20 protein-coding genes are annotated in these 23,382 nt (G+C 35.8%); 8 read left to right on the top strand and 12 right to left on the bottom strand.

Annotation, left to right across the window (positions count from 1 at the left end):
• The 5 genes from recJ to KAS42_06160 form a co-directional block, all read right to left on the bottom strand.
• A partial coding sequence (gene recJ / locus KAS42_06180) for a single-stranded-DNA-specific exonuclease RecJ (protein MCK4905805.1) occupies positions 1 to 1,575 on the bottom strand: 1,575 nt, incomplete at its 3' end.
• A gap of 184 nt (positions 1,576 to 1,759) precedes the next feature.
• Positions 1,760 to 2,623: a ribosomal RNA small subunit methyltransferase A gene (gene rsmA / locus KAS42_06175; GenBank protein ID MCK4905804.1), complete on the bottom strand. Its 864-nt coding sequence runs from the start codon at positions 2,621 to 2,623 to the stop codon at positions 1,760 to 1,762.
• A gap of 60 nt (positions 2,624 to 2,683) precedes the next feature.
• Entirely contained in the window at positions 2,684 to 3,148 is a 465-nt protein-coding gene (locus KAS42_06170) for a HEPN domain-containing protein (protein ID MCK4905803.1), read from the bottom strand.
• A complete protein-coding gene (locus KAS42_06165; protein ID MCK4905802.1) occupies positions 3,127 to 3,675 on the bottom strand; it encodes a nucleotidyltransferase domain-containing protein in 549 nt (182 codons plus the stop codon). Before KAS42_06165 ends, KAS42_06170 begins: the two co-directional genes overlap by 22 nt.
• A 62-nt stretch (positions 3,676 to 3,737) precedes the next feature.
• Positions 3,738 to 5,015, bottom strand: a complete 1,278-nt coding sequence (locus tag KAS42_06160; protein MCK4905801.1) for an iron-containing alcohol dehydrogenase — start codon at positions 5,013 to 5,015, stop codon at positions 3,738 to 3,740.
• Positions 5,016 to 5,199: 184 nt separating this feature from the next.
• Here KAS42_06160 and tal point away from each other — a divergent pair, with 184 nt between their 5' ends.
• Positions 5,200 to 6,276 (top strand): transaldolase, encoded by a 1,077-nt coding sequence (gene tal / locus KAS42_06155; protein MCK4905800.1) that lies wholly within the window; start codon positions 5,200 to 5,202, stop codon positions 6,274 to 6,276.
• Here the strand turns inward: tal and KAS42_06150 are convergent.
• Positions 6,260 to 6,541: an acylphosphatase gene (locus KAS42_06150; GenBank protein ID MCK4905799.1), complete on the bottom strand. Its 282-nt coding sequence runs from the start codon at positions 6,539 to 6,541 to the stop codon at positions 6,260 to 6,262. The genes tal and KAS42_06150 overlap by 17 nt on opposite strands.
• Positions 6,542 to 6,607: 66 nt before the next feature.
• Here KAS42_06150 and trpB point away from each other — a divergent pair, with 66 nt between their 5' ends.
• The 6 genes from trpB to KAS42_06120 all read left to right on the top strand — a co-directional run bounded on the left by trpB (position 6,608) and on the right by KAS42_06120 (position 14,337).
• Complete coding sequence (trpB, locus tag KAS42_06145; GenBank protein MCK4905798.1) at positions 6,608 to 7,804, top strand: tryptophan synthase subunit beta; 1,197 nt, start codon at positions 6,608 to 6,610, stop codon at positions 7,802 to 7,804.
• A gap of 262 nt (positions 7,805 to 8,066) precedes the next feature.
• Positions 8,067 to 8,867 (top strand): tryptophan synthase subunit alpha, encoded by an 801-nt coding sequence (gene trpA, locus KAS42_06140; protein ID MCK4905797.1) that lies wholly within the window; start codon positions 8,067 to 8,069, stop codon positions 8,865 to 8,867.
• An 8-nt stretch (positions 8,868 to 8,875) separates the two neighbouring features.
• Positions 8,876 to 9,997 (top strand): glycosyltransferase, encoded by a 1,122-nt coding sequence (locus KAS42_06135; protein ID MCK4905796.1) that lies wholly within the window; start codon positions 8,876 to 8,878, stop codon positions 9,995 to 9,997.
• A gap of 108 nt (positions 9,998 to 10,105) precedes the next feature.
• Positions 10,106 to 11,974 (top strand): asparagine synthase (glutamine-hydrolyzing), encoded by a 1,869-nt coding sequence (gene asnB / locus KAS42_06130; protein ID MCK4905795.1) that lies wholly within the window; start codon positions 10,106 to 10,108, stop codon positions 11,972 to 11,974.
• Positions 11,975 to 11,984: 10 nt separating this feature from the next.
• On the top strand, positions 11,985 to 13,106 hold the full coding sequence (locus KAS42_06125) for a glycosyltransferase (protein ID MCK4905794.1): 1,122 nt from the start codon (positions 11,985 to 11,987) through the stop codon (positions 13,104 to 13,106).
• A 4-nt stretch (positions 13,107 to 13,110) separates the two neighbouring features.
• Positions 13,111 to 14,337 carry a glycosyltransferase family 39 protein gene (locus KAS42_06120; protein ID MCK4905793.1) on the top strand — a complete coding sequence of 409 codons (1,227 nt, stop codon included), beginning with the start codon at positions 13,111 to 13,113 and terminating at the stop codon, positions 14,335 to 14,337.
• Here the strand turns inward: KAS42_06120 and KAS42_06115 are convergent.
• From KAS42_06115 to KAS42_06090, 6 genes are all read right to left on the bottom strand, one after another.
• The gene (locus KAS42_06115; GenBank protein MCK4905792.1) at positions 14,326 to 15,567 is read right to left on the bottom strand and encodes a tyrosine--tRNA ligase; all 1,242 of its coding nucleotides are present in this window, start codon (positions 15,565 to 15,567) and stop codon (positions 14,326 to 14,328) included. The two genes, KAS42_06120 and KAS42_06115, sit on opposite strands and share 12 nt — an antisense overlap.
• A 129-nt stretch (positions 15,568 to 15,696) precedes the next feature.
• Positions 15,697 to 15,984, bottom strand: coding sequence for an integration host factor subunit beta (locus KAS42_06110; protein ID MCK4905791.1), 288 nt, complete (start codon positions 15,982 to 15,984; stop codon positions 15,697 to 15,699).
• Positions 15,985 to 15,986: 2 nt separating this feature from the next.
• A complete protein-coding gene (locus KAS42_06105) occupies positions 15,987 to 16,583 on the bottom strand; it encodes a CvpA family protein (GenBank protein ID MCK4905790.1) in 597 nt (198 codons plus the stop codon).
• Positions 16,580 to 17,992: a type II/IV secretion system protein gene (locus KAS42_06100; protein ID MCK4905789.1), complete on the bottom strand. Its 1,413-nt coding sequence runs from the start codon at positions 17,990 to 17,992 to the stop codon at positions 16,580 to 16,582. The genes KAS42_06105 and KAS42_06100 overlap by 4 nt, the downstream gene beginning before the upstream one ends.
• 82 nt (positions 17,993 to 18,074) lie before the next feature.
• Complete coding sequence (gene purQ, locus KAS42_06095) at positions 18,075 to 18,860, bottom strand: phosphoribosylformylglycinamidine synthase I (GenBank protein MCK4905788.1); 786 nt, start codon at positions 18,858 to 18,860, stop codon at positions 18,075 to 18,077.
• Between the two features lie 125 nt (positions 18,861 to 18,985).
• Positions 18,986 to 22,024 carry a phosphoribosylformylglycinamidine synthase gene (locus tag KAS42_06090; protein MCK4905787.1) on the bottom strand — a complete coding sequence of 1,013 codons (3,039 nt, stop codon included), beginning with the start codon at positions 22,022 to 22,024 and terminating at the stop codon, positions 18,986 to 18,988.
• A gap of 269 nt (positions 22,025 to 22,293) precedes the next feature.
• Here KAS42_06090 and nusA point away from each other — a divergent pair.
• On the top strand, positions 22,294 to 23,382 hold a 1,089-nt coding region (gene nusA / locus KAS42_06085), incomplete at its 3' end, for a transcription termination factor NusA (GenBank protein ID MCK4905786.1).

Genomic DNA, 23,382 nt, shown 5'->3' with positions numbered 1-23,382 from the left:
TATATGATTGGAACCGACTTTTTTAGGCTCGGTCATTATTTGAAGATTCTTGGTTATAAAAACCGGTTCTTCGTTGCTTAAACCAAAAGGAGAAAAAAGCTGAAATTCTTTTACTACCGAATCAGTAAGAACATCCAAAGACATATAAGCATCCGCTACTAACGACGGAGTGAATTCCTCAATAGGTAACCCTTCGGCTAAGCTATTTATCTTGTTTCTAAATGGCTCTATATTATCCTGCGTAATCTCCAATCCGCAGGCATGTTTATGTCCGCCAAAAGTCACAAGCAATTCTTTTACTTTTCCCAGATTTTCGAATAAATTAAAATCGCCTATACTGCGTCCCGAACCCCTGCCAATACCGTTATTCAAAGAAATCAAAATAGCGGGTTTAGAGAATTTACCTACAAGACGCGAGGCAACTATACCGATTACGCCCGGATGCCATCCTTCATTGGCAAGGACAAGAATTCTATTTTCACGGAAATTGACATTTTCTTCCGCCATCTTCATAGCTTCCTGACAAATTTCTTCTTGTATTTTCTGTCTTTGCTTATTATCCGCTTCCAATAAAGAAGCAATCTCCAAAGCTTCTTGTTCGGACTCGCTCAAAAGCATCTTAACGCATTTATCGGCAGTATCAATCCTTCCGCCTGCATTTAAACGCGGACCCAAAATAAAACCGATATCGCGCGTCGTAATATTTTTGTTATTAATTTTGGCAGTCTTTTTTAAAGCATTTATGCCGACTTTTTTAGAAGAATCGAGTTTACTTAAACCATATTTAACTAATATCCTGTTTTCTCCTATAAGCGGAACCACATCACTTACAGTCCCAAGAGCAACTAAGTCAAGATGTTCTTCGAGGAAATTAAGTTCTTCCCGCTTGCTTGTCCCGATGTTACGCCCTCCTGCCAATCTTTGGCGGGCAGGTCGGAGCGAGCAGGTTTTCTCCTGCAACACTTGAGCGAACTTAAATACAACCCCAACGCCCGCAAGTTCTTTAAAAGGATAAGAACAAACTTTTGGGTTTATAACAGCTAACGCCGGAGGGATATGAACGCCTGCTTTATGATGGTCAACGATTATCGTATCTATACCTTTTTGCTTGGCTAACAATATTTCTTCGAAACCGTCCATACCGCAATCACATGTGATTATTAATTTTACATTTTCCTTTTCTGCTTGTTTTATGGCTGTCATGTTTAGACCATAACCATCTCTAACTCTATGCGGCATATAATAAGAAGCATTTGCTCCAAGCTGTTGTAACGTAAGAAGCATAAGACATATTGACGTTATTCCATCAACATCGTAATCCCCATAAACAAGAATTTTCTCGTCGTTTTCAATAGCCTGAAAAACTCTGGCGGAGGCTTCCTCAATCCCATCCAAAAGATACGGAGAATGAAGATCAGACAAGTTGCCGTTTAAAAATGCTTGCGCTTCCTTGGGCGTTTTACTGCCGCGATTTATCAACAGTTGCGCAGTACACGGAGAAATCCCTAAAACATTAGAAATTTGACCCGAAAGAAACGGTTCAAGTTTTTTTACTTTCCAGCGTCTTTTTTGCATATTAATATCATCCAAGATTGAATAGAAATAAAATCGAAATACATAGAAATACTTTAAAATAAATTGTCTTTATCATTAGTTTTTTGAAGTTATAGTATGTAATTTTTTTAGTTTTCAATCCTTTAACAATATATATCCATGTATATCTACCGTATTTCAACATATATCTATTTATTTCAACGTGTTATTTTTTGATATTATATATAAAATCAGCTAACATCCCTATCTCTTCCAAAGAAAGCGTTTCCCCCCGTCTTGTTAAATCAATTGGAGATTTCTTGTAAAATTCCAATGGAAGATTTAAGAATTTGAGAGTATTCTTAAGATTTTTTCTTCTCATTCTAAACATTGCGTCTGCTATTTTGAAGAAAAGTTCCTCGTCACAAACTTTTACTCTTGGGCTTTTTAGAGGTTTAAATAAAACAATAGCCGAATCCACATTAGGTGACGGGAAAAACACTCTTCTTGAAACTTTATGAATTATTTCAATATCCATATGAAATTGCGCCTTTATACTTAAAAAAGAATAATTTTCACTGCCGGGACACGCAACGAGACGTTGTGCAAACTCTTTCTGAAGCATAAGCACGATGCATGAGAATTTCTTCTTAAAAGAAATCAATTTAAATAGAATCGGAGAAGCTATGCTGTAAGGCGGGTTTGAAACTACTTTCCATTCAGGAGATTTTCTTAGAATAATTTCCAGGTCAATTTTTAGAATATCATCATTGACAACTTTCACATTGGGATAGGAAACAGCGGCAAGTTCTTTTAAAGAAGAAGCGGCTCCCCTATCCTTTTCTATCGCAAACACCTCAGCGCCTTCGCAAGCCAAAGCAAAAGTAAGCGTCCCTATTCCTGAACCTATCTCAAGAACTTTTTCTCCTTCTTTTATTTTTGCGGTTTCAACTATCTTCTTAAGGATATTTTTATCAACCAAAAAATGTTGACCCAGAAATTTTCTGGGACTAAGCCCTCTTTCTATCAAAAGATTTTTGACTTGAGTAGGCGTAGCCAAATCCAAATCAGGTTTATGTAAATTAGACATTAGAATATAAAATTTAGTTATTACTAGAAAAATTCTTAAACCAACGCATTAAGGGACAATTTATATATCCTTGCAATTGTTAGTTTTCCCGCCTATTATCTTCTCACTCATACAGATAAATTCATCCGCTAACTCTAAAGCTGATTCGGCTCCTTCCTTAGAGAATTCGCCGTGATAATCTGCTTCTTCTCTTAAAATCATTGCATTATGCAGTCGAGTCACTAAGTCTTGTTCTAAAAGACCCTTTTCAACAAATAAAGATTTTAGGGCAACTAATAGAAAATAATGACTCTTTTCTCGATAACCCCGGGAATAAATAAGGGCTCTTGCTGAATGAAATGCTGAATAATAGGCAGTTATAGTTGTATATTTATACTTTTTGTTATTGAATCTATCGCGAGCCTCTTTTAAGTCATTCTTTGATTCTTGCAACTCTTTTACAACAAGTCGTTTGCCTTTTACAAAAGGCAGGATTCTTCTTTTTTCAAGCGCTTCTTTAAATTCTATGTTCTCTTCTCTTCCCATAAAACAATTCCATTTAAGATTTCTTTATAAAAAACCTCGTTGCTTTTTTGTAGTTTTGCAAACTCATTTGGTGTCTTGATTACGTATTGAATTTCTTCTTTTAACTTAATCTTTGAAATAATTTTCTGGATTTCTTTTGGTTCTTTCGTGAGAATAAAAATATCAAAATCACTTCGAACAGTGTTTTCGCTTGTACTTGCACTGCCATATAGAATTATTTGAAGAGATGAAGAAATTAGCTCATCTATTAACAGCTTTAATATAACTATATTTTGAACGAGTTTAAGGTGTTTTATGAGAATGTTTTGGCGCTCCAACCGATAAAAAGACATCCTTCCTCTATTTTCTCTTTTTATTAATCCACCTTTTACGAGTTCTCTTAATGCAAAGTTTGTCCCTGCTCTGCTTACACCAGTGAGTTTAGATATTTGTCGGTCGTAAAACTCTTCGCCTATATGCTCCATAAGGAAATAAAGAATTTTCTGATTATTGGTGGCATATAAAATTTGTTTTAATTCATCAGCCATAGCTTAACTCCTAATCTAATATATTAGATTTATGTCTATTATATTAGACCTGCCTTTGAATATCAACTAAATTTTTGGTTCATCTTCCCCATCGCCAACTTATATATTCTCACAATATCATTTTCCTTAACTTTCACTGGGTTGGATTCTATAGGACCTTGCCCGGTGACCAGCACGGTTTTTACCATATTATTTATACTGCCCGGGTCAACTCCCAATTCCTGCAGCCCTTTATCCATACCTATTTTTTTTAGTAGTTCTTTTACAGCTTCTACCGATTTCATTGCCTCGTATTTATTTGTTCCAAATGCTCTCTTGCCCATTGCTCCCGATGCAAGACAATATTTCTGCAAGGTAGTATTGTCACCGTTTTCGATATTGAACTGCATAATGTGAGGGGTTAAGGCAGCAAGTGCGGCGCCGTGTGAAATATTAGGATAATAAGCGCTGATTGGATGAGACATTGCGTGAGGCAATACAACACGCGAGGTGGTTATCACAAATCCTGCATATGTATCAGCCAAAGCCATCGCTCCTCTGCTTCTTAAATTGTTTCCGTTTCTATAGTTTTCTATTAGGTAATTAAATACCAGTTCAATACCTTTTAAGGCCATTTCTTCCGTAATGGGATTGCAATTTTTTGAAACCAGCCCTTCAAGGCAATGTGTTAAGACATCAACACCGCTTTCGGCGGTTAATACAGGCGGCATATTAGTTAAAATTTCCAAATCCACAACCGAAAGTTTTGGAAAAATATGCTGCGAATATAATCCCACCTTCTGTTTAAGCAAAAGGTTAGTAACTACGGAAAATCTTGTTACATGACTACCGGTTCCCGAACTTGAAGTTATTGCTACTATTGGAAGTGTTTTTGATGTTATAGGTTGCGGAGTGCTTTGAGATGGCGAAAAAGCCCATATCGGCTGGAATTCTCCCTGCCCTGAACCAGAACAAGTTCGGTTTAGGGTGGAGCTATGACCTGCGACTATAGCGATAGCTTTTGCGGCATCTATGCTTGAACCGCCGCCAAGACCAATTATTACATTACAGTTATTTTCCAGAGCAATTTTTGCGCCTTCATCTACTAATTCTGTTGTAGGATTCGGTGTAATTTTGTTGAAAATAGTTACTTTTATTCCATGATTTTGTAGATGGTCGGTTATTTTTCCGGTAAATCCCAATTGCTCCATACTGTTTTTACCGGTTACCAATAGAGCCCCGCCATCAAGGCTTTGGCGGGCAGGATTATCCCCCAGTTTTTTTACTTCTTCAGATATTTTTACTGACACACCTTTTCCGAAAAGCAAGTTCACTTTTGGCAGACAAAAATTGAAATCCATTGCATTTTCCTCCATCTAAGATAGTCGATAGTGTTTAGTAAATAGTTTATAGCATATAGTCTTGGGATATTTTCTACTATCAACTATACACTATAGACCATAAACTTTTTTTATATTTTCATCTATTTTTCTCTTTAGGTCAAATTTTGTATAATAAAAAACTTTAAAATCCGGGGAGGATAAAATTACTAAATTACATGAACTAAAAAAAGCTGGGCAGTCTGCGTGGTATGATAATATTACAAGACAGCTTCTTGTTTCAGGAGAACTGGATAAACTTATAGATAGCGGCATTCTTGGATTAACTTCCAATCCCACTATTTTTCAAAAAGCTTTAACATCTCCGGCATACAAAAATCAATTAGATGAATTGAAATCCCAAAAAGTTAGCATAATTGAGGCATATGAAAAATTAGTTTTTAAAGATATTTTGGATGCGGCAAAATGCTTCGATAGTGTCTATAAGACAAGCAGAGGCAAAGATGGATATGTAAGCATTGAGATTTCCCCACAATATGCCTACGACACTCTTAAGACAATAGAAGAGGCAAAACGAACTTCTGCAGCTTTGGCTCGCCCCAACATAATGATAAAGATTCCTGCTACTAAAGAAGGAATTCCGGCAATAAAAGAAGTTATTGCTTCGGGGATAAATGTAAACGCTACACTAATATTCTCCGTAGAACAATATGAAAAAACGGCTAACGCGTATATAGAAGGTCTCCAAAAATGCGCATCGGAAGGTAGGAATTTATCAAATATTCATTCTGTAGCCAGCGTATTCATATCAAGAGTTGATACTGTTATTGATAAAGTTTTAGACGAAAAAGACAGCAAGCCACTAAGAGGACTTGCGGCTGTCGCCAACGCAAAGATAATTTATGAAAAATTCAAAGAAATTTTTTACAGTGAAGAATTCGAAAAATTAAAGAAACAAGGCGCAAATGTACAAAGACCACTTTGGGCGTCTACTTCTTCTAAAAACCCTGCCTATTCAAAAGTTAAATATGTTGAAGAATTAATAGGTTCTGAAACGGTAAATACTATGCCTGAAGAAACGGTTAAGGCTTTCCTTCAATCCGGCAATATTAAAGTTGTTGTGGAAGAAAACTTAGAAGATGCAAAAAAAATAATTAAGAGTTTAAATGAGGAAGGTATAAATATCGATTTAGTGTGCAAAAAACTACAAGCTGAAGGAGTCAAGAAATTTGTTGAGTCATTTGAATTGCTTTTAGATTCAATCTCTAAAAGTATTTTATAGAAAATTCTTGAAATTCACCGGTATATTCTTCCCGGGCAACCTCTAAATTTTCCACTGATGCGCCTGATGGGCCATGATGCGACCATTCTATGAGCTTTTCTACATTTTCTTTGTTTCCTTCTAATACTGCTTCCACTTTTCCATCAGCTCGATTTTTTACCCAACCTACAACATAACAATTAGAAGCTACCTGCTGCATAGCATAGCGAAAAAACACGCCTTGAACCCTACCTGAGATAATTAAATATACTCTTGTTTTTGTCATTTTAATTTTCGATTCACAATACAAATGATTTTGCCATACTAACTCAATTATTATACAATAATCGAAATGAAAAACATTTCACCCGATACGCAAGGACACTGGGGAAAATTCGGAGGCAAGTTTGTTTCTGAGACCCTTATGTGCGCGCTTGAAGAATTATCTTCCGCCTATAACAAGGCTATCAAAGATAAAAAGTTCAAAGAAGAGTTGGACAATTGTCTTAAACAATATGCAGGCAGACCTACCCCGCTTTACTACGCAGAAAGATTCAGTAAAAAAGTGGGAGTTAAGGTTTATCTAAAAAGAGAAGACCTTCTGCATACCGGCGCTCACAAAATAAATAATACTATAGGACAAGCGCTTTTAGCTAAGCGTATGGGCAAGAAAAGAATCATAGCTGAGACAGGAGCTGGTCAGCATGGTGTAGCAACAGCAACAGTAGCTGCTCTTTTGGGCATTCCTTGTGAAGTATATATGGGAGAAGAAGATATAAGAAGGCAGAAACTTAATGTTTTCAAAATGCGGTTATTAGGGACAAAAGTTATTCCGGTAAAAACAGGCAGTAAAACTTTAAAAGACGCAATCAATGAGGCATTAAGAGATTGGGTAACGAATGTAAAAACCACTTATTATCTTTTAGGTTCCGTAGTGGGACCATCTCCGTATCCTGTTATTGTCCGTGGTTTTCAGTCAGTGATAGGAGAAGAAACAAAAAGGCAAATACAAAAACTTGAAGGAAGATTACCTGATTATGTCGTAGCATGTGTAGGCGGCGGCAGTAACTCAATAGGTATATTCTATCCTTTCATAAAAGAGAGAAAAGTCAAACTTATAGGAGTGGAAGCTGGCGGACTTGGTCTTGCATCGGATAAACACGGAGCTACTCTTTGTAAAGGAACCGAGGGTGTTTTGCATGGAGCTAAGACTTATATTCTTCAGGATAAAGAAGGCCAGATTTCTTTGACTCATTCTGTAGCTCCCGGGCTTGACTATTCCGGTGTTGGGCCTGAACATGCACACCTGAAAGATACGGGAAGAGCTTCTTATTATGCGGTAAGTGATAAAGACGCAATGGATGCGTTTTTTATGCTTTCTCATCTTGAGGGGATACTCCCGGCTTTAGAGTCGTCTCATGCGACAGCTTGGGTTAAAAATTTTTCTGCCAATTTTAAAAAGAATGATTTAGTCGTTGTGAACCTTTCGGGTCGCGGCGATAAAGATGTCGATATTGTGGAAGATTACATAAACCCCGTTAGAGATTAAGTAAAATACATTGCATATATTATTAACGGGGTAAAAGAGTTTGTAGATGATAAGTTGGTTCAAGTTGTAATTTGCGGTCGCCAATAGATACAATGGCGACCTATCTCTAACGGGGTAAAGAGAAAATAATATACCTTGATTACAGAGAAATGTCATTACGAAGAGTCCTATCGTTACATCATAAGGGCTCGCAATGACAGCTTTTTGCTGTCATCTGTGTAATCTGTTTTTATAATCGGTGTAATTAGTTTTTGAGGTAAAGATGAATAGAATAGAAAGTAAATGGAAAGAACTTAAGAAAAAGAATCTGAAGGCATTTATCGCGTTTGTTACAGCAGGCGACCCATCGTTAGAAGATACCTATAATCTTGTTTTAGAATTGGAGAAACAAGGAGCAGATATTATTGAATTAGGGATTCCCTTTTCCGACCCTATTGCAGACGGCCCCGTGATTCAAGCCTCTTCCAATAGATCCTTGGGGGAAAAAACAAATTTAAATAAAATCTTACTTTTAGTTAAAGACTTAAGAAAAAAGACCGATATCCCGATTGTCTTTTTATCATATTATAATCCTATATTTCATTGTGGCATTGAGAAGTTCGTTGGAGATGCTGTTAAATCAGGAGTGGACGGGATTATAGTCGCGGACTTACCTCCCGAAGAAGCCAAAGAAATAAAAATATTCTCTTCTAAAAAAGGACTTGATACGATTTTCTTAGCAGCGCCTACGTCTTCCAAAAAAAGATTACATAAAATAGCAGAAGCATCTACCGGATTTATCTATTGCGTTTCTGTTGCAGGAGTAACAGGAGTAAGAAATTCATTGGCACAGAATTTAAAGAAAAGAGTTACAGATATTAAAAAACTCACCAATAAACCCGTAGCAGTCGGTTTTGGCGTATCAAATATTAAAACCGCGCAGTGGGTTGCCTCTTTTGCCGACGGCGTGATTGTAGGAAGCGCAATCGTAAAAATTATTCAGAATAATTTAGAAAAAAAAGACTTAATCAATAAAGTTGGGAAATTAGTTAAAGATTTGGCTTCAGCAATCCATAGAGTGTAACCCAGCATATGATAAAAATATGTCGCATAGCTTATCTCATCACAGAACTTAATATTGGCGGCGCTGAGAATTCTCTATATCAATTAGTAACCCATCTTAATTCTAAAAGATTTTCTCCTGTAGTTTACTCATTAAGCGGTGAAGGTAAAATTGCAGATAAATTAAGAGATAAAGGTATAGAGGTAATATGTCTTGGCGCAAAGAGCAAACTTGATATTACTGTCTTTTTTAAGCTGATCAAACTCCTTCACCGCAAAAAACCGCATGTTCTCCATACATATCTTTTTCATGCCAATTTCATAGGAAGAATCGCAGGATGGCTGAACAGAATACCAATAATAATTTCCACAATACAAGTTATGGAAAAAGAAAAGCTTTATCATTTATATTTAGATATGTTAACACAGTGGATGGTGAATAAAGAAGTCTGCGTATCGAAACAATTGGAGGAATTTACAAGAAAAAGAGTAAAGATTTCTAGTTCAAAACTTGTCACTATATATAATGCTGTAGATATTACTTCCGTTAAGCCACTGCAGGTAGAAGCAAAAAACGAGTTAACGAGAAACCTTTCTCTTTCAGGTTTTCATCCCATAATAGGCACCGTAGCTCGACTTACTACTCAAAAGGGAATACCATATCTTCTAAAAGCATTTCAGCTTATTCTTAAGAATTTTCCTGACTGTTGTCTTTTAGTAGTGGGGCAAGGTCCTCAAAAACAGGGATTGGAGACTTTGTCTGAAGGATTGGGAATTTCATCGAATGTTAAGTTCTTAGGTTTTAGGGAAGATATTAACGAGATTATGAATTTGATGGATGTTTTTGTATTGCCTTCACTTTGGGAGGGTTTGCCCCTTACAATTTTGGAAGCTCAAGCATTGAGTAAACCTGTTGTTGCTACAAGCGTGAGTGGGAGTAAAGAAATAATTAAAGATGGAGAAAATGGATTTCTTGCACATCCTAAAGATTCGCAGAGTCTTGCTCTCTATACAAATATACTTCTCGAAAATTCTAAAATGAGAGAAGAATTTGGTAAAAAAGGCAAAGAATTTGTAAACAAAAATTTCTCTCTGGATAGAATGGTGAAAGATACTGAAAAACTCTACGAAGAACTGAAGCAAAAGAAATAAGTGAAAAAGCTTTCGCTGAAGTTAAAAAACGAGATATTAAAAAGATTACTAAAGAATATGAGGCAGTAATAACTGAAGAAAAGAGTGTTTAGTTGAATATTAATCAAAATGTGCGGAATATGCGGATTTTTAAATAAAAAAATTCTTTCCTCTGAGGTTTTGGAGAAAATGAATGACGAGTTGGCTCATCGGGGGACTGATGATAAAGGGATATTTTTAAATACAATTCCCTATGGTACCGATAAAATTCAAATCGGGTTGGGCAACCGAAGACTTTCTATTATTGACCTTACGGAACACGGTCATCAGCCGATGCGCAATAAAAAGGGAGATATCTGGCTCGTCTTTAATGGGGAAATATATAATTTCCAGGAATTAAAAAAAGAATTAGAGGGCAAAGGACATAAGTTCAAAGGAAGGTCTGATACCGAAGTTATTTTACATTCGTATGAACAGTGGGGTGAAGATTGCTTGCGGAAATTTAACGGTATGTTTGCTTTTGCTATTTGGGATGAGAAAAAAAGACAACTTTTTATTGCCAGAGACCGAGTAGGAATTAAACCATTATATTATTATTTTAAAAATGGGAACTTTGCTTTTTCCTCTGAACTAAAATCTTTACTGAAATATCCTCTCTTTGAGAAAGAGTTAAATAGAAAGAGTTTATATTATTATCTCCTTTTCCAATATGTTCCTACTCCTTATTCGATATTTGAAAACACCTGGAAACTTCCCCCGGGGCATTATTTAATCTTAAAAGAAGGAAAAATTGAGGTTAAGAAATACTGGGATGTTTTAGAAAAGAGAAGGAAAAGAGAGAAAAAGAGTACGCAAGAATATATAGAAGAGTTTGAGAATCTACTTAAAAGTTCTGTTAAATATAGACTTATCAGTGATGTGCCTGTCGGCGCATTTCTATCCGGCGGCACAGATTCCAGCTTAGTAGTAGCTTCAATGGCTCAATTAACAGATAAAGTAGAAACATTCACTATCGGTTTTGAAGAAAAAAAATACAATGAAGCTCCATATGCAAAAAAAGTAGCCGATTATCTGGGCACTAAACATCACGAGCTTTATGTCAAAGAAAAAGACGTTTTCCCTCTTATTGGCGAATTGCCGAAATATTATGACGAACCGTTTGCGGATTCTTCTTCTCTACCTACCTATTTAGTTTCTAAACTCGCCAAAGAGAAAGGTATTAAGGTTGTTCTTTCCGGGGACGGGGGAGACGAATTATTTTGCGGTTATAATCGGTATATATGGATGGATAGAGCAAGTAAACTTTTATTACTACCTCAAATTATTAGAGAAAAAATTGCGCCTTCGTTAGGAAAAATTCCCTATCTAAAACTGCGGCGAATATCTCGAATTTTGCAATACAAAGACCCTCTCCAAATGTATTTGAATGTAGTAGATATGTGGTCTGAAAAAGAGCTTGAAAAACTTTTAGGAGAAAATTATTCCTATGAAGAATTGACGTTTTCCGAAGTTTATAAAAAAGTTAATGCATTGCCTTTACTTGAAAAATTACAACTTGTGGATTTTCATACATATTTGCCGGAAGATATACTTACCAAAGTAGACAGAGCTTCTATGGCGGTATCACTTGAAGCGCGAGTACCGCTGTTAGACCACAGAATAGCAGAGTTTGCATATAGCTTGCCTTTGGATTTACGCTATAGACGAGGGATAAGAAAGTATCTATTGAAAAAGGTGCTTTATAAGTATTTACCAGAAAAATTCTTCAGACGACCAAAACAGGGATTTGGGATTCCGCTTGATGAGTGGTTAAGAGGAGGCGTTAAGCCTTACATTGATGAATATTTAAATACTAACAGAATAAAAAAAGAAGGGATATTTAATTCGGAGTTTGTGGAAGAAATTGTCAAAAAACATCTGAGCGGTAAATATAATTATCAATATCCTATATGGACTTTGCTCCAATTTCAATTGTGGAAAGAAAAATACCTTACCTGATAAGTTAACTATGGATAAAATTAATATTTTATATCTGATTGCCACGCTTGATGTAGGAGGAGCGGAAAAACAGTTAGTGGAATTGGCAAAAAGAATTGATAAAGAAAAATTCAATCCTATTGTTTGTTGTTTAACAAGGGGTGGGCATTTATTAGAAAATGAGTTGAAAAAAGCAGAAATTGAATATTTCATTTTAGGGAAAAAATTCAAATTTGACTTTTCTGTGGTTTTTGAACTAATTCATTTCTTAAAACAAGAAAATATTCATATTTTACACACTCGAATGTTCACTTCCAATGCTTTTGGAAGGATAGCTGGAATTTTTTCTCATATTCCTATAATTATTGCAACCGAGGACGGCATAGACATCTGGAAAAGCAAATTCCGCCTATTTATAGATTGGGTTCTTTCGCATTTTACAGATAAAATAATCTGCGTATCGGAAGGTGTAAGAAATTTTTATCATAGATATACTGGCATCCCTTTATCTAAACTTATTACAATTTATGGCGGGGTAGAGATTACCGACAAAATAAATACTGATGAACAAAAAAAAGAGGAATTCGGTTTTGAAAGAAATTCTACAATTATTACTACCATTGGTCGTCTCGTACCTTCTAAGGGAATCAAATATTTATTGTATACTGTTGCAAAGATAGTAGAACATTCCCCTAATGTGCGGTTTTTAATTATTGGAGAAGGTCCTCAGAAAGATGAATTAAAAGGATTAGCTGAGAAACTTGAAATTAATAAATATGTTGTTTTTACTGGAATACGTAAAGACATACAAGCAATCTTAGCAATAACGGATATCTTTGTTCTTCCTTCAACTTCTGAAGGCTTTGGGATTTCAATTTTGGAGGCAATGGCTAAAACTAAGCCTGTAGTAGCCACAAGCGTAGGTGGCATACCAGAGATTATACAAAACGGGATAAATGGATTTCTGGTTCCACCTCGTTCTGCAAAATCTTTAGCATCTGCAATTATCAGTATTTTAGAAAATCCCCAAAAGGGCGTAGAAATGGGTATTAATGGGAGAAAAAGAGTGGAAAAATATTTTTCCATTGATGAAACCGTTAGAAAAACCGAAGAACTTTATAAAACTTTAGTAAAATTAAAAATTCATAATTGATAAGATGAGCGACTTTAGAAAAAAAGAGTTTATGTTTCTTGTTTTTATTTTCTTTCTTTCTTGTATCTTAGGAATATTTTTCTGTTTATTTTTTAAAGACAATATACTTTCCATACAATCTCATGTTTTCACTGATACTCAACAATATATATCTGCGGCTAATAATTTCCTTGAAGGTAAAGGGATTATTCTTTCCTCTAATACATTGGCAAAAATTACGCCTGTTTATCCCTTATTTGTAGCCGGAGTTTACTTTTTGTTCGGTGAAGGTTATTGGGCTATTAGATTAATTCAAATTCTTATTAATGGTTTATCATGTATATTAGTATATTTTTTGAGTAGGGAACTTACGGATAAAGATACGGCGAAGATTGCGGCATGTATCACTGCAATATATCCTTTTTTTATATTTTTCGTGGGCTTTGTTTTAACAGAAACATTATTTATTTTTCTCTTATTACTTTCTATTTATTTTTTCCAAATTAGTAAAAAAAATCCTAGTATGAAGAATATGATTATTACCGGGGTTTTGTTTGGAATAACAGTGCTTTGCCGCCCATCACTAATGGCATTTATTTTAATCCTTTCAATGTCTTTATTTATTCCGACTTTATGGTCAGAAGGGGAAAATAGATTTAAGATTGTTGGTATCGTAATTGCATTTGCAATTTTAACCATATCTCCGTGGTCAATAAGAAACTTTTACCATTTTAAAAAATTTGTTCCACTTACAACCATAACAGGAGCAGGTTTCTGGGATGGTAATAACCTGCATTCTTCAGGAGGTCCTTCTGGATATTGGCCAAAAGAAGTGCAAGCACTTTCCGAGGTAGAAAGAGATAGATATCTAACAAAAGCTACTCTTAAAGTGATAAAAGATAACCCTTTAAGATTCTTGAAACTTATGGGAATAAAATTTATACGCTTCTGGAATATTGTGCCTAATTACGAAGGTTTTTCATCACCTTTGTATAAATTAGTAAGTCTATTTTCTTGTATCCCGATAATTATTACGGCAATCTGGGGGATGTTCTTGACAAAAGGAATATGGAAGAAATTCCTTGCTTTTTATATATTATTTTTTTCTTTTACATTTGTACACATGCTTTTTGTAGGTTCTATACGTTATAGAATTCCTCTTATGCCGTTTTTAATTATTTTTTCTGCTTATGGAATTAGTCAGATTTACAGAAAAATGAAGAGATATGTTAATAGAGATTCAATTACCTAATTTTACCTCGTAATATTTCCTCTTTCCAACCTGTATCAAAGTGTTTTTTGATTTTGATAAAGCGATTTCACTTTTATGGTCGGTTATTTTTTCGTTGTCTATATAGACTGCACCCTGTTCTACCAATCGTCTTGCATCAGAATTGCTTGCTGTGGCTTTGATGGTTGTCAGGAGACTACAAATCCAGATTTTCCCTTCTTTTAGTTGGGAAAGCGATATATTTTTAACTTCCGGTTTTATATGTTTTATTCTATCGTCTAAACTTTTACCAGGCGTATGTTTTGCGTCGAATGTTGTTTTTGCTTCCTCAGCATTTTTTTTATCATATAAATCCTCTACGATTATAGAAGCAAGTTTTTCTTTTATTTGCTTTGGGTTTTCTTTTTTTAAAGAAATTTCTATATCTTTAATGTCTTCACTTTTTAAGAATGTTAAAAGTTTAAAATATCTTAGAATAAGCTCGTCCGGTATCGACATAATTTTGCCGTATATATTTTCAGGCATTTCGGATACTCCTACATAATTGCCCAAAGACTTGCTCATTTTTTGTTTTCCGTCTAGTCCTTCCAATATTGGCATGGTGATAACAACTTGGGGTTCTTGCCCGTATTTTTTTTGAAGAGTTCGCCCCATTAAAAGGTTAAACTTTTGTTCTGTTGCGCCAATTTCCACATCTGCTTTAAGAACAACTGAATCGTATCCTTGAATTAACGGATATATGAACTCTATCATTCTTATGTCTTTACCGTTTCCCATTCTTTCCTTAAATTCATTCCTCTGCAATGTCTGTGATACGGATTGAAAAGACAATAATTGCATTAATCCGTCAAGTTTCATGTTTGCAAGCCAAGCTGAATTATAGACAACTTCTGTTTTTTGTTTATCCAGAATCTTGAAAACCTGCTGCTTATATGTGGTGGAATTTTTCTTTATTTCCTCTACGGATAGTTGTGGCCGTGTGGTATCTTTGCCGGAGGGGTCGCCTATTCTTGCAGTAAAATCTCCTATGATGAATATGACTATATGCCCCAAATCCTGAAGCTGGCGCAATTTTCTTAAGACTACGGTATGACCAAGATGAATGTCGGGAGCAGACGGATCAGCGCCCCACTTTATCCTTAAAGGAGTTTTTGTCTTATCTGATTTTTCCAGTTTCCTCAGGAGTTCGTCTTCAGGAATAACTTCTTCTGTATTTTTTTTAATAGTTTCAAACTGTTTTTTAATATTCATATTTTTAGAATTGAACAGAAATACTTAGAAATGCGATTGAAATACATTGAAACATATTGTCTTTCTACATATATCTATGGTATTTCCATGTATATCTACTGTATATCTATCGTATCTCCGTTTTAATTTTCATTTTTCGTTTAATCTCTTAAATAGAAACTTTCCCGATTTAAATTTAACGACTTTTCGGGAAGAGATGCTTATCTTTTCTCCCGTTTTGGGATTTCTTGCAATTTTGGCTTCCCGCCAACTTATCTTGAAGACTCCGAATTTTCTTAACTCCACTCTTTCTCCTCGCATCATAGCTTCAGTAATATGTTCCAATGTTTCTTCTATTATTCTTTTTACTGTTTTCTGTGGTACCCCTATGGAATAAGAGATTTTCTTTACAAGAGTTTTTTTAGTAATAGTATTCACTTTTATGTCTTCCTTGCTTTAGTGGGCTCTTCTTTTTTTTCTTCCTCTTCCTCAGGTGGTTCTTCGGGTTTCAAAGTATCTAAAAATTCCTGCCATTTAAAACCGATAAATTTATTATATGTTTTTACATACGCTTCGTCAGCTTTAAAAATTATTTTATCTTCTTCGCGCAGATTATACATACTATTGGTTGCTGGCGCGATATATAGGGAAACAACTATGCAACTCATAAGATTTAAGCCCAATACCATTCCGCAAATTGCGCCACCTATTTTATCAATAAGTGTGAAAAAATAAATTGTTTTTTCTTTAGTTTTTGAATAAATTTTTGAGAAAAATAATTGTTTTATTGACCATAAAGGTAAAAGCGAAAATATGAATATTGCCCAGAACGCTATAAGAAGAGCATATTGTTCATCCGGAAAAATATATTTGAAAATATAGGGTGCCAATGATTGGAAAAGAGCAAAACTCATTCCTGCGCTGAATAAGAAATTTATAAGGTTTACAAACTCGTTTAATAACCCCTCGCTTATTCCTATGTAAATTCTATATGCGATTACGACAACAATCGAAAGGTTAAGGATATAGGGAATCATTTTAAAACTCCTTCAATTTCATCCACACTGGTAAGCCCTTGCCTTATTTTAGTTAACCCGTCTTCAAGAAGCGTTATCATTCCCTGTTTTTTTGCTTGGGTGAAAATTTCTTGTTCGGAAGCTTTATTACTTATTAGTTCTTTGATTGTTTTATCAATTACCAAAATTTCGAATAGGCCCGTGCGTTTCCTATACCCCGTATTTGTGCAGTAATTACAACCCTTTGCTTTATAAACTTGTTCTCCTGCTTTTAACTGTACGTTCTCCTGGCCAAAAAATTTATCAGAAGGCAGAACATAGGGCATCTTACATTGCGGACATAAAAGACGGACTAATCTCTGGCTAATCACTCCTGAAAGAGAAGACGATATAAGATAACGTTCAAAGCCCATTTCAAAAAGTCGCATAATTGTACTTACTGAGTCTTTTGTGTGCAAGGTCGAAAAAACCAAATGTCCGGTTAAAGAAGCTTCAATAGCTATTTTTGCAGTTTCGAAATCCCTTATTTCCCCCACCATTATTATGTCCGGGTCCTGTCGCAATATACTTCTTAAACTATTGGCAAATGTTACCCCAGTGCGTTGATTTACAGGAATTTGTGTTACATTTGCGATTTTATATTCAATAGGGTCTTCTATACTTATAATATTTTTACCAAGATTATTCACCTTGTTCAAGACAGCATAAAGAGTAGTTGTTTTTCCGCATCCTGTATGTCCAACTATTAGCACAATGCCATCATTACGAAATACCAAAGAACGGAATTTGTCCTCTGCTTCAGGTAGGACACCAAGATTTGAAATATCGACTAATCCTTCACTAGGGTCAAGAATTCTCATTACCACGGTCTCGCCGTATTGAGATGCAGATACAGAGACTCTAAAATCTATTTTTCTATCCTTTATCGTCGAGGAAAAACTACCGTCCTGAAAAGAACGTTTTTGCGCTATGTCAAGGTTACTTAAAACTTTGATGGCGGAAATAATCGCTTTACATACTTCTACGGGAAAAATCCTATATTCATAAAGAAATCCGTCTATCCTGAAACGAACAGTTAGTTTCTCTTTATCAGGATCCAAATGAATATCCGTTGCTCTATAAGCAACAGCATCTTGAAAAATTTTATTTACAGTTTTTAAAATTTGCCTGCCATCATTGGTTGTTTTAAAAGATGAAAAATGTTTTGACTTGGTATTTTGGGAACTCTTTTGTTGAGGAGAAAAATAAAAAATAGAAGGGAAATAATGGTAAAAAAGTAACGCCAATGGCCCAAAGAAAAAAAATAAACTGTTACAGAGCCTTACATTTCTTCCTTTTTTCCTGGCATCTATGTTTGCCCATGCCATCAAAAGAACCCAAGCATAGGAAAATGCCAAAAGTGTAATACTAAAAGCTATTTTCCCTATCAATATTAAAACCCCTTTTCGATTATAGCAAATATTTCAAATTGAAGTTCCCCCGGCTTGAAAACCTGGGATTTCTGCGTTCCGATTAAAGATTTTCTTTTACGTACTTTACTGCATTTTCAAAAATCGCAAGCCCCACTCCCTTCTCAGGTAATGTTTCTCTTGTATGTTTAGGATGATTTTCTCTATATATGTAAGCTTCGGGATGCGGCATAAGTCCAAAGATACGGCCGGAAGGATCGCATATACCCGCAATATTGTCCAAGGAACCGTTTGGATTGTGCGGATATTTGGATGCTTTCTCGCCATTAGGATTTGCATATCGAAGAACAATAAGATTTTCTTTTTTCAATTTTGCAAGTGTTTTAGGCTCTGCATAAAATTTCCCCTCTCCGTGTCGAATCGGTAGATATAGATTTTTAATGCCTTTTGTAAATACACAAGGAGATTTTTCCACTTTTAAATTTACCCACCTGTCTTCAAATTTTCCGGAATCGTTAAAAGCTAGGGTCACTTTTTGTGTCCAATAATCATCGTTTATTCCCGGCAAAAATCCGAGTTTTACCATTATTTGAAATCCGTTGCATATTCCGATAATAAGCTTTTTATCGGAAATAAATTTTAAAAGATTTTTCTTTAGTTTATATTTAAACTTAACCGCATGAATTTTTCCAGCCGCAATATCATCCCCAAAAGAAAATCCTCCAGGGAACGCTAAAATATCGTAACTGTCCAATTTTTTAGAACCTTCTATTAATTCGTTGGTATGCGCTTTTTCTACGCAAGCTCCTGCCAATTCAAACGCTTTTTTCGTCTCGTTATCACAGTTTATACCATGTCCGTATAAGACCAAAACTTTAACTTTTCTCATGTTCTTAATACAGAAGACAGACAACAGAGGGCAGACGACAGAAAAAATCTGATTTCTGATTCCTGTCATCCCATATCTGACCTCTGATTTCTGTTTTCTGTTCTCTGACTTCTGTCATCTGTAATTCAATTAAAAGGTTCTTTCCAAGCTCTTTTTAAGACCTCAATATTTTCTTTAAGTATTATTTGCCCTTTCAACCCCTTTAGCGTAAGGATTTTCTTCCCCACAACTTTCCCCACCAATTTAATATCGTTTCCTTTCATTATCCTTCTGAATTCTTTTTCATATTTTCGGGGCACAGTTACAATAAATCTTGACGCTGACTCCGAATAAAGAAGTTTATCTATATTGTCGACATTTTCTCTTGGGACAAAATCCAGATTTATTTCCAGTCCATATCCGCCGGCAAAGGAAATTTGAGCTAATGCAACCCCAAGTCCTCCTTTATAGCAACCATGTGCAGAAGCCACGAATCCGCTTTCGATAACCTTACTTAAAGCTTTATAAAGTTTAATCGCTTTTTTTGTTCTTACAATGGGAACGTTTAATCCGATTTCGCTAAACATTTCGTAATATTCCGAACCACCACATTCGTCATAAGTTTTCCCCAAAACAAACACCAAATCCCCCGGATGTTTTACATCCATCGTTACGCATTTTTTGTAATTGTCTATTATGCCTGCGCTGGAAAACATCACAGTCGGTAATGACGAAATCCTGTGTTCTTTGCCGTGTGTATCAGGTATAGTTGTATCCATTGACATTGAATCTTTGCCGGATATACAGGGAGTGCCATAGGCAAGAGTATAATCATAAAGCGCTTGATTGGCTCTTACGAGTTGCGCCATCTTGTATTTTGCGTCGGGGTTGTCTTTTCCAGGCAGTGTAGATGGCCAGCAAAAATTGTCGTTTAAGACAATTTTCTTAAGGTTTCCGCCGATTGCTACAATTCTCCTTATAGCTTCATCAAAAGCATTTGCTGTCATGTGATATGTATCAATTGGGCTATATTTTGGGTTTATACCTGAAGCAATTGCAATTGCTTTCTTGGATTCAAAATCAGGTCTTATGACTACCGCATCGGAATGGACATCGCTCTCTTCTCCCACTAAATGTTTTATTACACTTGTTGCCTGAACCTCATGATCAAATTGGCGGACTATATATTCCTTGCTTGAGATATTTGGCCTTGCAAGCATTTTTTTAAAAAATTTAGCATGATTTTTTATTTTGGGTATTTCCGGTTCGCTTAAACCTCTTGACTGGGGTGTAAGCCACTGCGCTTCAAGCCTAAGTTGCGGAACTCCTTCATGAACAAATTCCATATCCATAAAAGAAACATGTTTGTTGTTGTATAAACAATGAAATTTCCCGGAAGAGTTAAATGTTCCAATAGCCGTAGCTTCTACTTCGTGTCTTTTTGCAAGTGCCATAAATTCTTTTATTTTTTTAGGCGACACTGACAATATCATTCTTTCTTGTGATTCAGAAACAAGAATTTGCCAAGGGTCAAGCCCTTTATATTTTATAGGAACTTTATCCAAATGAAGTTCAAATCCTTTTGCAGCGTCTTTCCCGCCTTGACTCGTTGTTTTCGGCGAGGCAGGTGGTTTACTTCTGCCAAAATTGTATCCCATTTCCCCTACACTAGAAGAAAGACCCCCGGCTCCGCAATCTTGTATACAAGTATAGAAGTTTTTATCCCTTGCTTCACTTAAAAAATCGTGCATTTTTTTCTGCGTATAAGGGTCTCCCATTTGCACATGTCCCAAGGTAATATGTTTTCCACCTTCCATTGACGATTCTGTTGCCCCGTGTATACCGTCAATGCCAACTTTACCGCCACACATTATTATTAAATCACCAGGGTCTGTCTGTTTTTCCCAGCCGCCTTCTCCGTTTATTATTTTTGGAATAAGTCCCGCCGCCAGCACATATAGCGCAGGTTTCCCAAGATATCCGTTGTCGAAAAAAACGATTCCATAAACAGTGGGAACTCCATGTTTATTCCCCCCGTCTTGTACCCCTTGTCTTACACCCTCTAAAAGTCTCTTGGGAGAAATTTCAGGTTTTAAATCGCCATTATAGTTAGGCTCTCCTGTACAGAATCCGTATGTTCCATATATAAGTTTGCAACCCTTTCCTGTTCCCATTGGGTCGCGATATACTCCCACTATGCCTGTAAGTGCTCCTCCATAGGGATATTTTGCAGAAGGCGAATTATGCGTTTCGCATTTGAAAGCGAAAAGATAATTATTATTGAATTCTATGACACCCGCATTATCCCATAGCGTAGAAACCATCCATTTCAGCTTTTTCTTTAGTTTTTCCGTTGAGGCACGAATATATGTTTTAAATAAACTGTTTATGTGTTTGGTTTTCCCTCCTTCTGTATATTCGACATACGCATTGAATACCTTGTGTTTACAGTGTTCCGACCATGTTTGAGCCAAAACTTCTAATTCGGCATCTGTAGGGTTATTGTCCAATCCTATACGTTTACGGTTTTTGATCACATCCGCTCTTAAAAAATATTCTTTGATTTTTTGCATCTCTTCAATGTTCAAGGCAAGATTTTTTTGTTTACTCAAACTCAATAATTCTTGAACAGAACCCAATTCCAGCTTTGATATTTTAGGTTTGTGCGCTATAAGCACTTTGGGAATTTCAGGCATATAGCCTTTTTCTAAATACGTTTTTTTGTCTATAATGTGCCACGACTCAACGGATTCATACGCGAAGACACCTTTTGCAATTTTTCCAACATCTGGTTTATTTAAACCACCTTTTATGAGGAAATATTTTGATGTGTAGACAGCTTCGCCTTTATTGAATTTCGTATGCAGGATGTCTTCAATAGCTTCTTGCGCTCTTTCTCCGGTATTGTCTTTTACTCCGGGAAGATTTTTCACATGGATAAGCCAATCCCAAGAAAATTTTCCAATTAGAGACCTATCAACCGAAAATTCCTGGATTAATGGATCAGAAAACAGCTCCTGTGCAAGAATATTCAGGTCTTTTTTAGAGAATTTTTTGTCAATGGAGTATAAAGTGACTTCTTTAACAAATTTAACCTGAAACCCCAAATCTAATATCTCTTTTCTTTTATTTTCTGCAAAAGCGTTTTTTAATCTGGTTTTGAAGGTAACTTCTATAGTGTGCATAGTATTTTACGTCCCATATGATATGCCGAATTTTAACGGACAAGTACGATTTTTAATTCGTATAAATTTAGGGAGTATTATATCCTTAATTTATGACTAAAAGCAACGTAACAGGATTGCATTTTCATGATTTTTATGATAATCTGTCGGGACTCTCCCGCATAAAGTATGTGGGTTAAAAATGGTTAATTCCGGTTAGAGATTCACTTCGTAGATGGTGTTAAAATCAACGAGGCTCGTTTCTGCTCGGATTATTAAATAACAAGAAAATGAAAAACGAAATTTTAGCAACTCTTGAATCCTTAGGGAAAGAAAAAGGGTTGAACAAGGAAATCCTTATAGAAGCCGTAAAAGACGCCGTGCTTTCTGCCGCAAAAAAGAAATTTCGCGAAGCAAAAGATATTTCCGTAGTCTTTCAACAGGATACGGGAGATATTAAAGTTGTTATTGATGGCCAAGAAAAACCACTGGGAGATTTGGGAAGAATTGCTGCACAAAGCGCTAAACATATAATGGTCAAAGAAATTCGCCAACATGTAAGCGAAAAGGTTTATGCTACCTATCAATCTCGCATTGGCCAAATCCTAACAGGCAGGGTGGAAGCAATGGACGGTCGTGACTTTATTATTGAGTTGGGAGAAATCGACGGGTTATTGCCCAGGCAAGAATGTCTTCCACAGGACAATTTCAGGATAGGAGACAATGTTAAAGCATACCTATTCAAAATAAAAAGAGAGATAAATTTTGCCCCTTTGCTTTTTTCACGCACTCATCCACGCTTTTTGGATCAATTATTTAGAATAGAAGTGCCGGAGATTAAAGAGGGAATAATTGAGATAAAAGTGATAGTAAGAGAAGCTGGCTACAGAGCAAAAATTGCCGTAGAAAGCCATATGGAGAATATAGACCCAATTGGTACTTGCATTGGGTTAAAAGGTGAAAGAGTCAGGTCTATAACTCAAGAACTCAACGGCGAAAAAATAGATATAATCCCTTATGACAAAGATATGAAAATATTTATTGCCCGAGCACTGGCTCCGGCAAAGGTTTTGGATATTCAAATTTTCAGCGAAGATAAACCTGCCCGCCCCGACGTAACATCAGGACAAGCAAGCGGGAGAGCCCGAATTATAGTGGAAGACGACCAACTTTCGTTGGCTATAGGGAAAAAAGGTCAAAATGTAAGATTGGCCGCAAAGCTAACAGGGTGGAAATTGGATATAAGGAGCAAGACACAAACTGAGAAAGAAAAGAAGTTTACTCCAAAGGGAATAGAAAAGGAACTCACTCAACTTCCCGGCATAGGAGTAAAAATGGCTAATTCTTTGGGGAAGGCCGGATTAATCACCATAGAAGAT

This window comes from bacterium (genome assembly GCA_023135785.1).
In the GTDB taxonomy this organism is placed as follows: Bacteria; CAIJMQ01; CAIJMQ01; order CAIJMQ01; family CAIJMQ01; genus CAZNJA01.
Note: the sequence above shows the minus strand (reverse complement) of the source record. Positions and strands in the feature narration are given on the sequence as shown.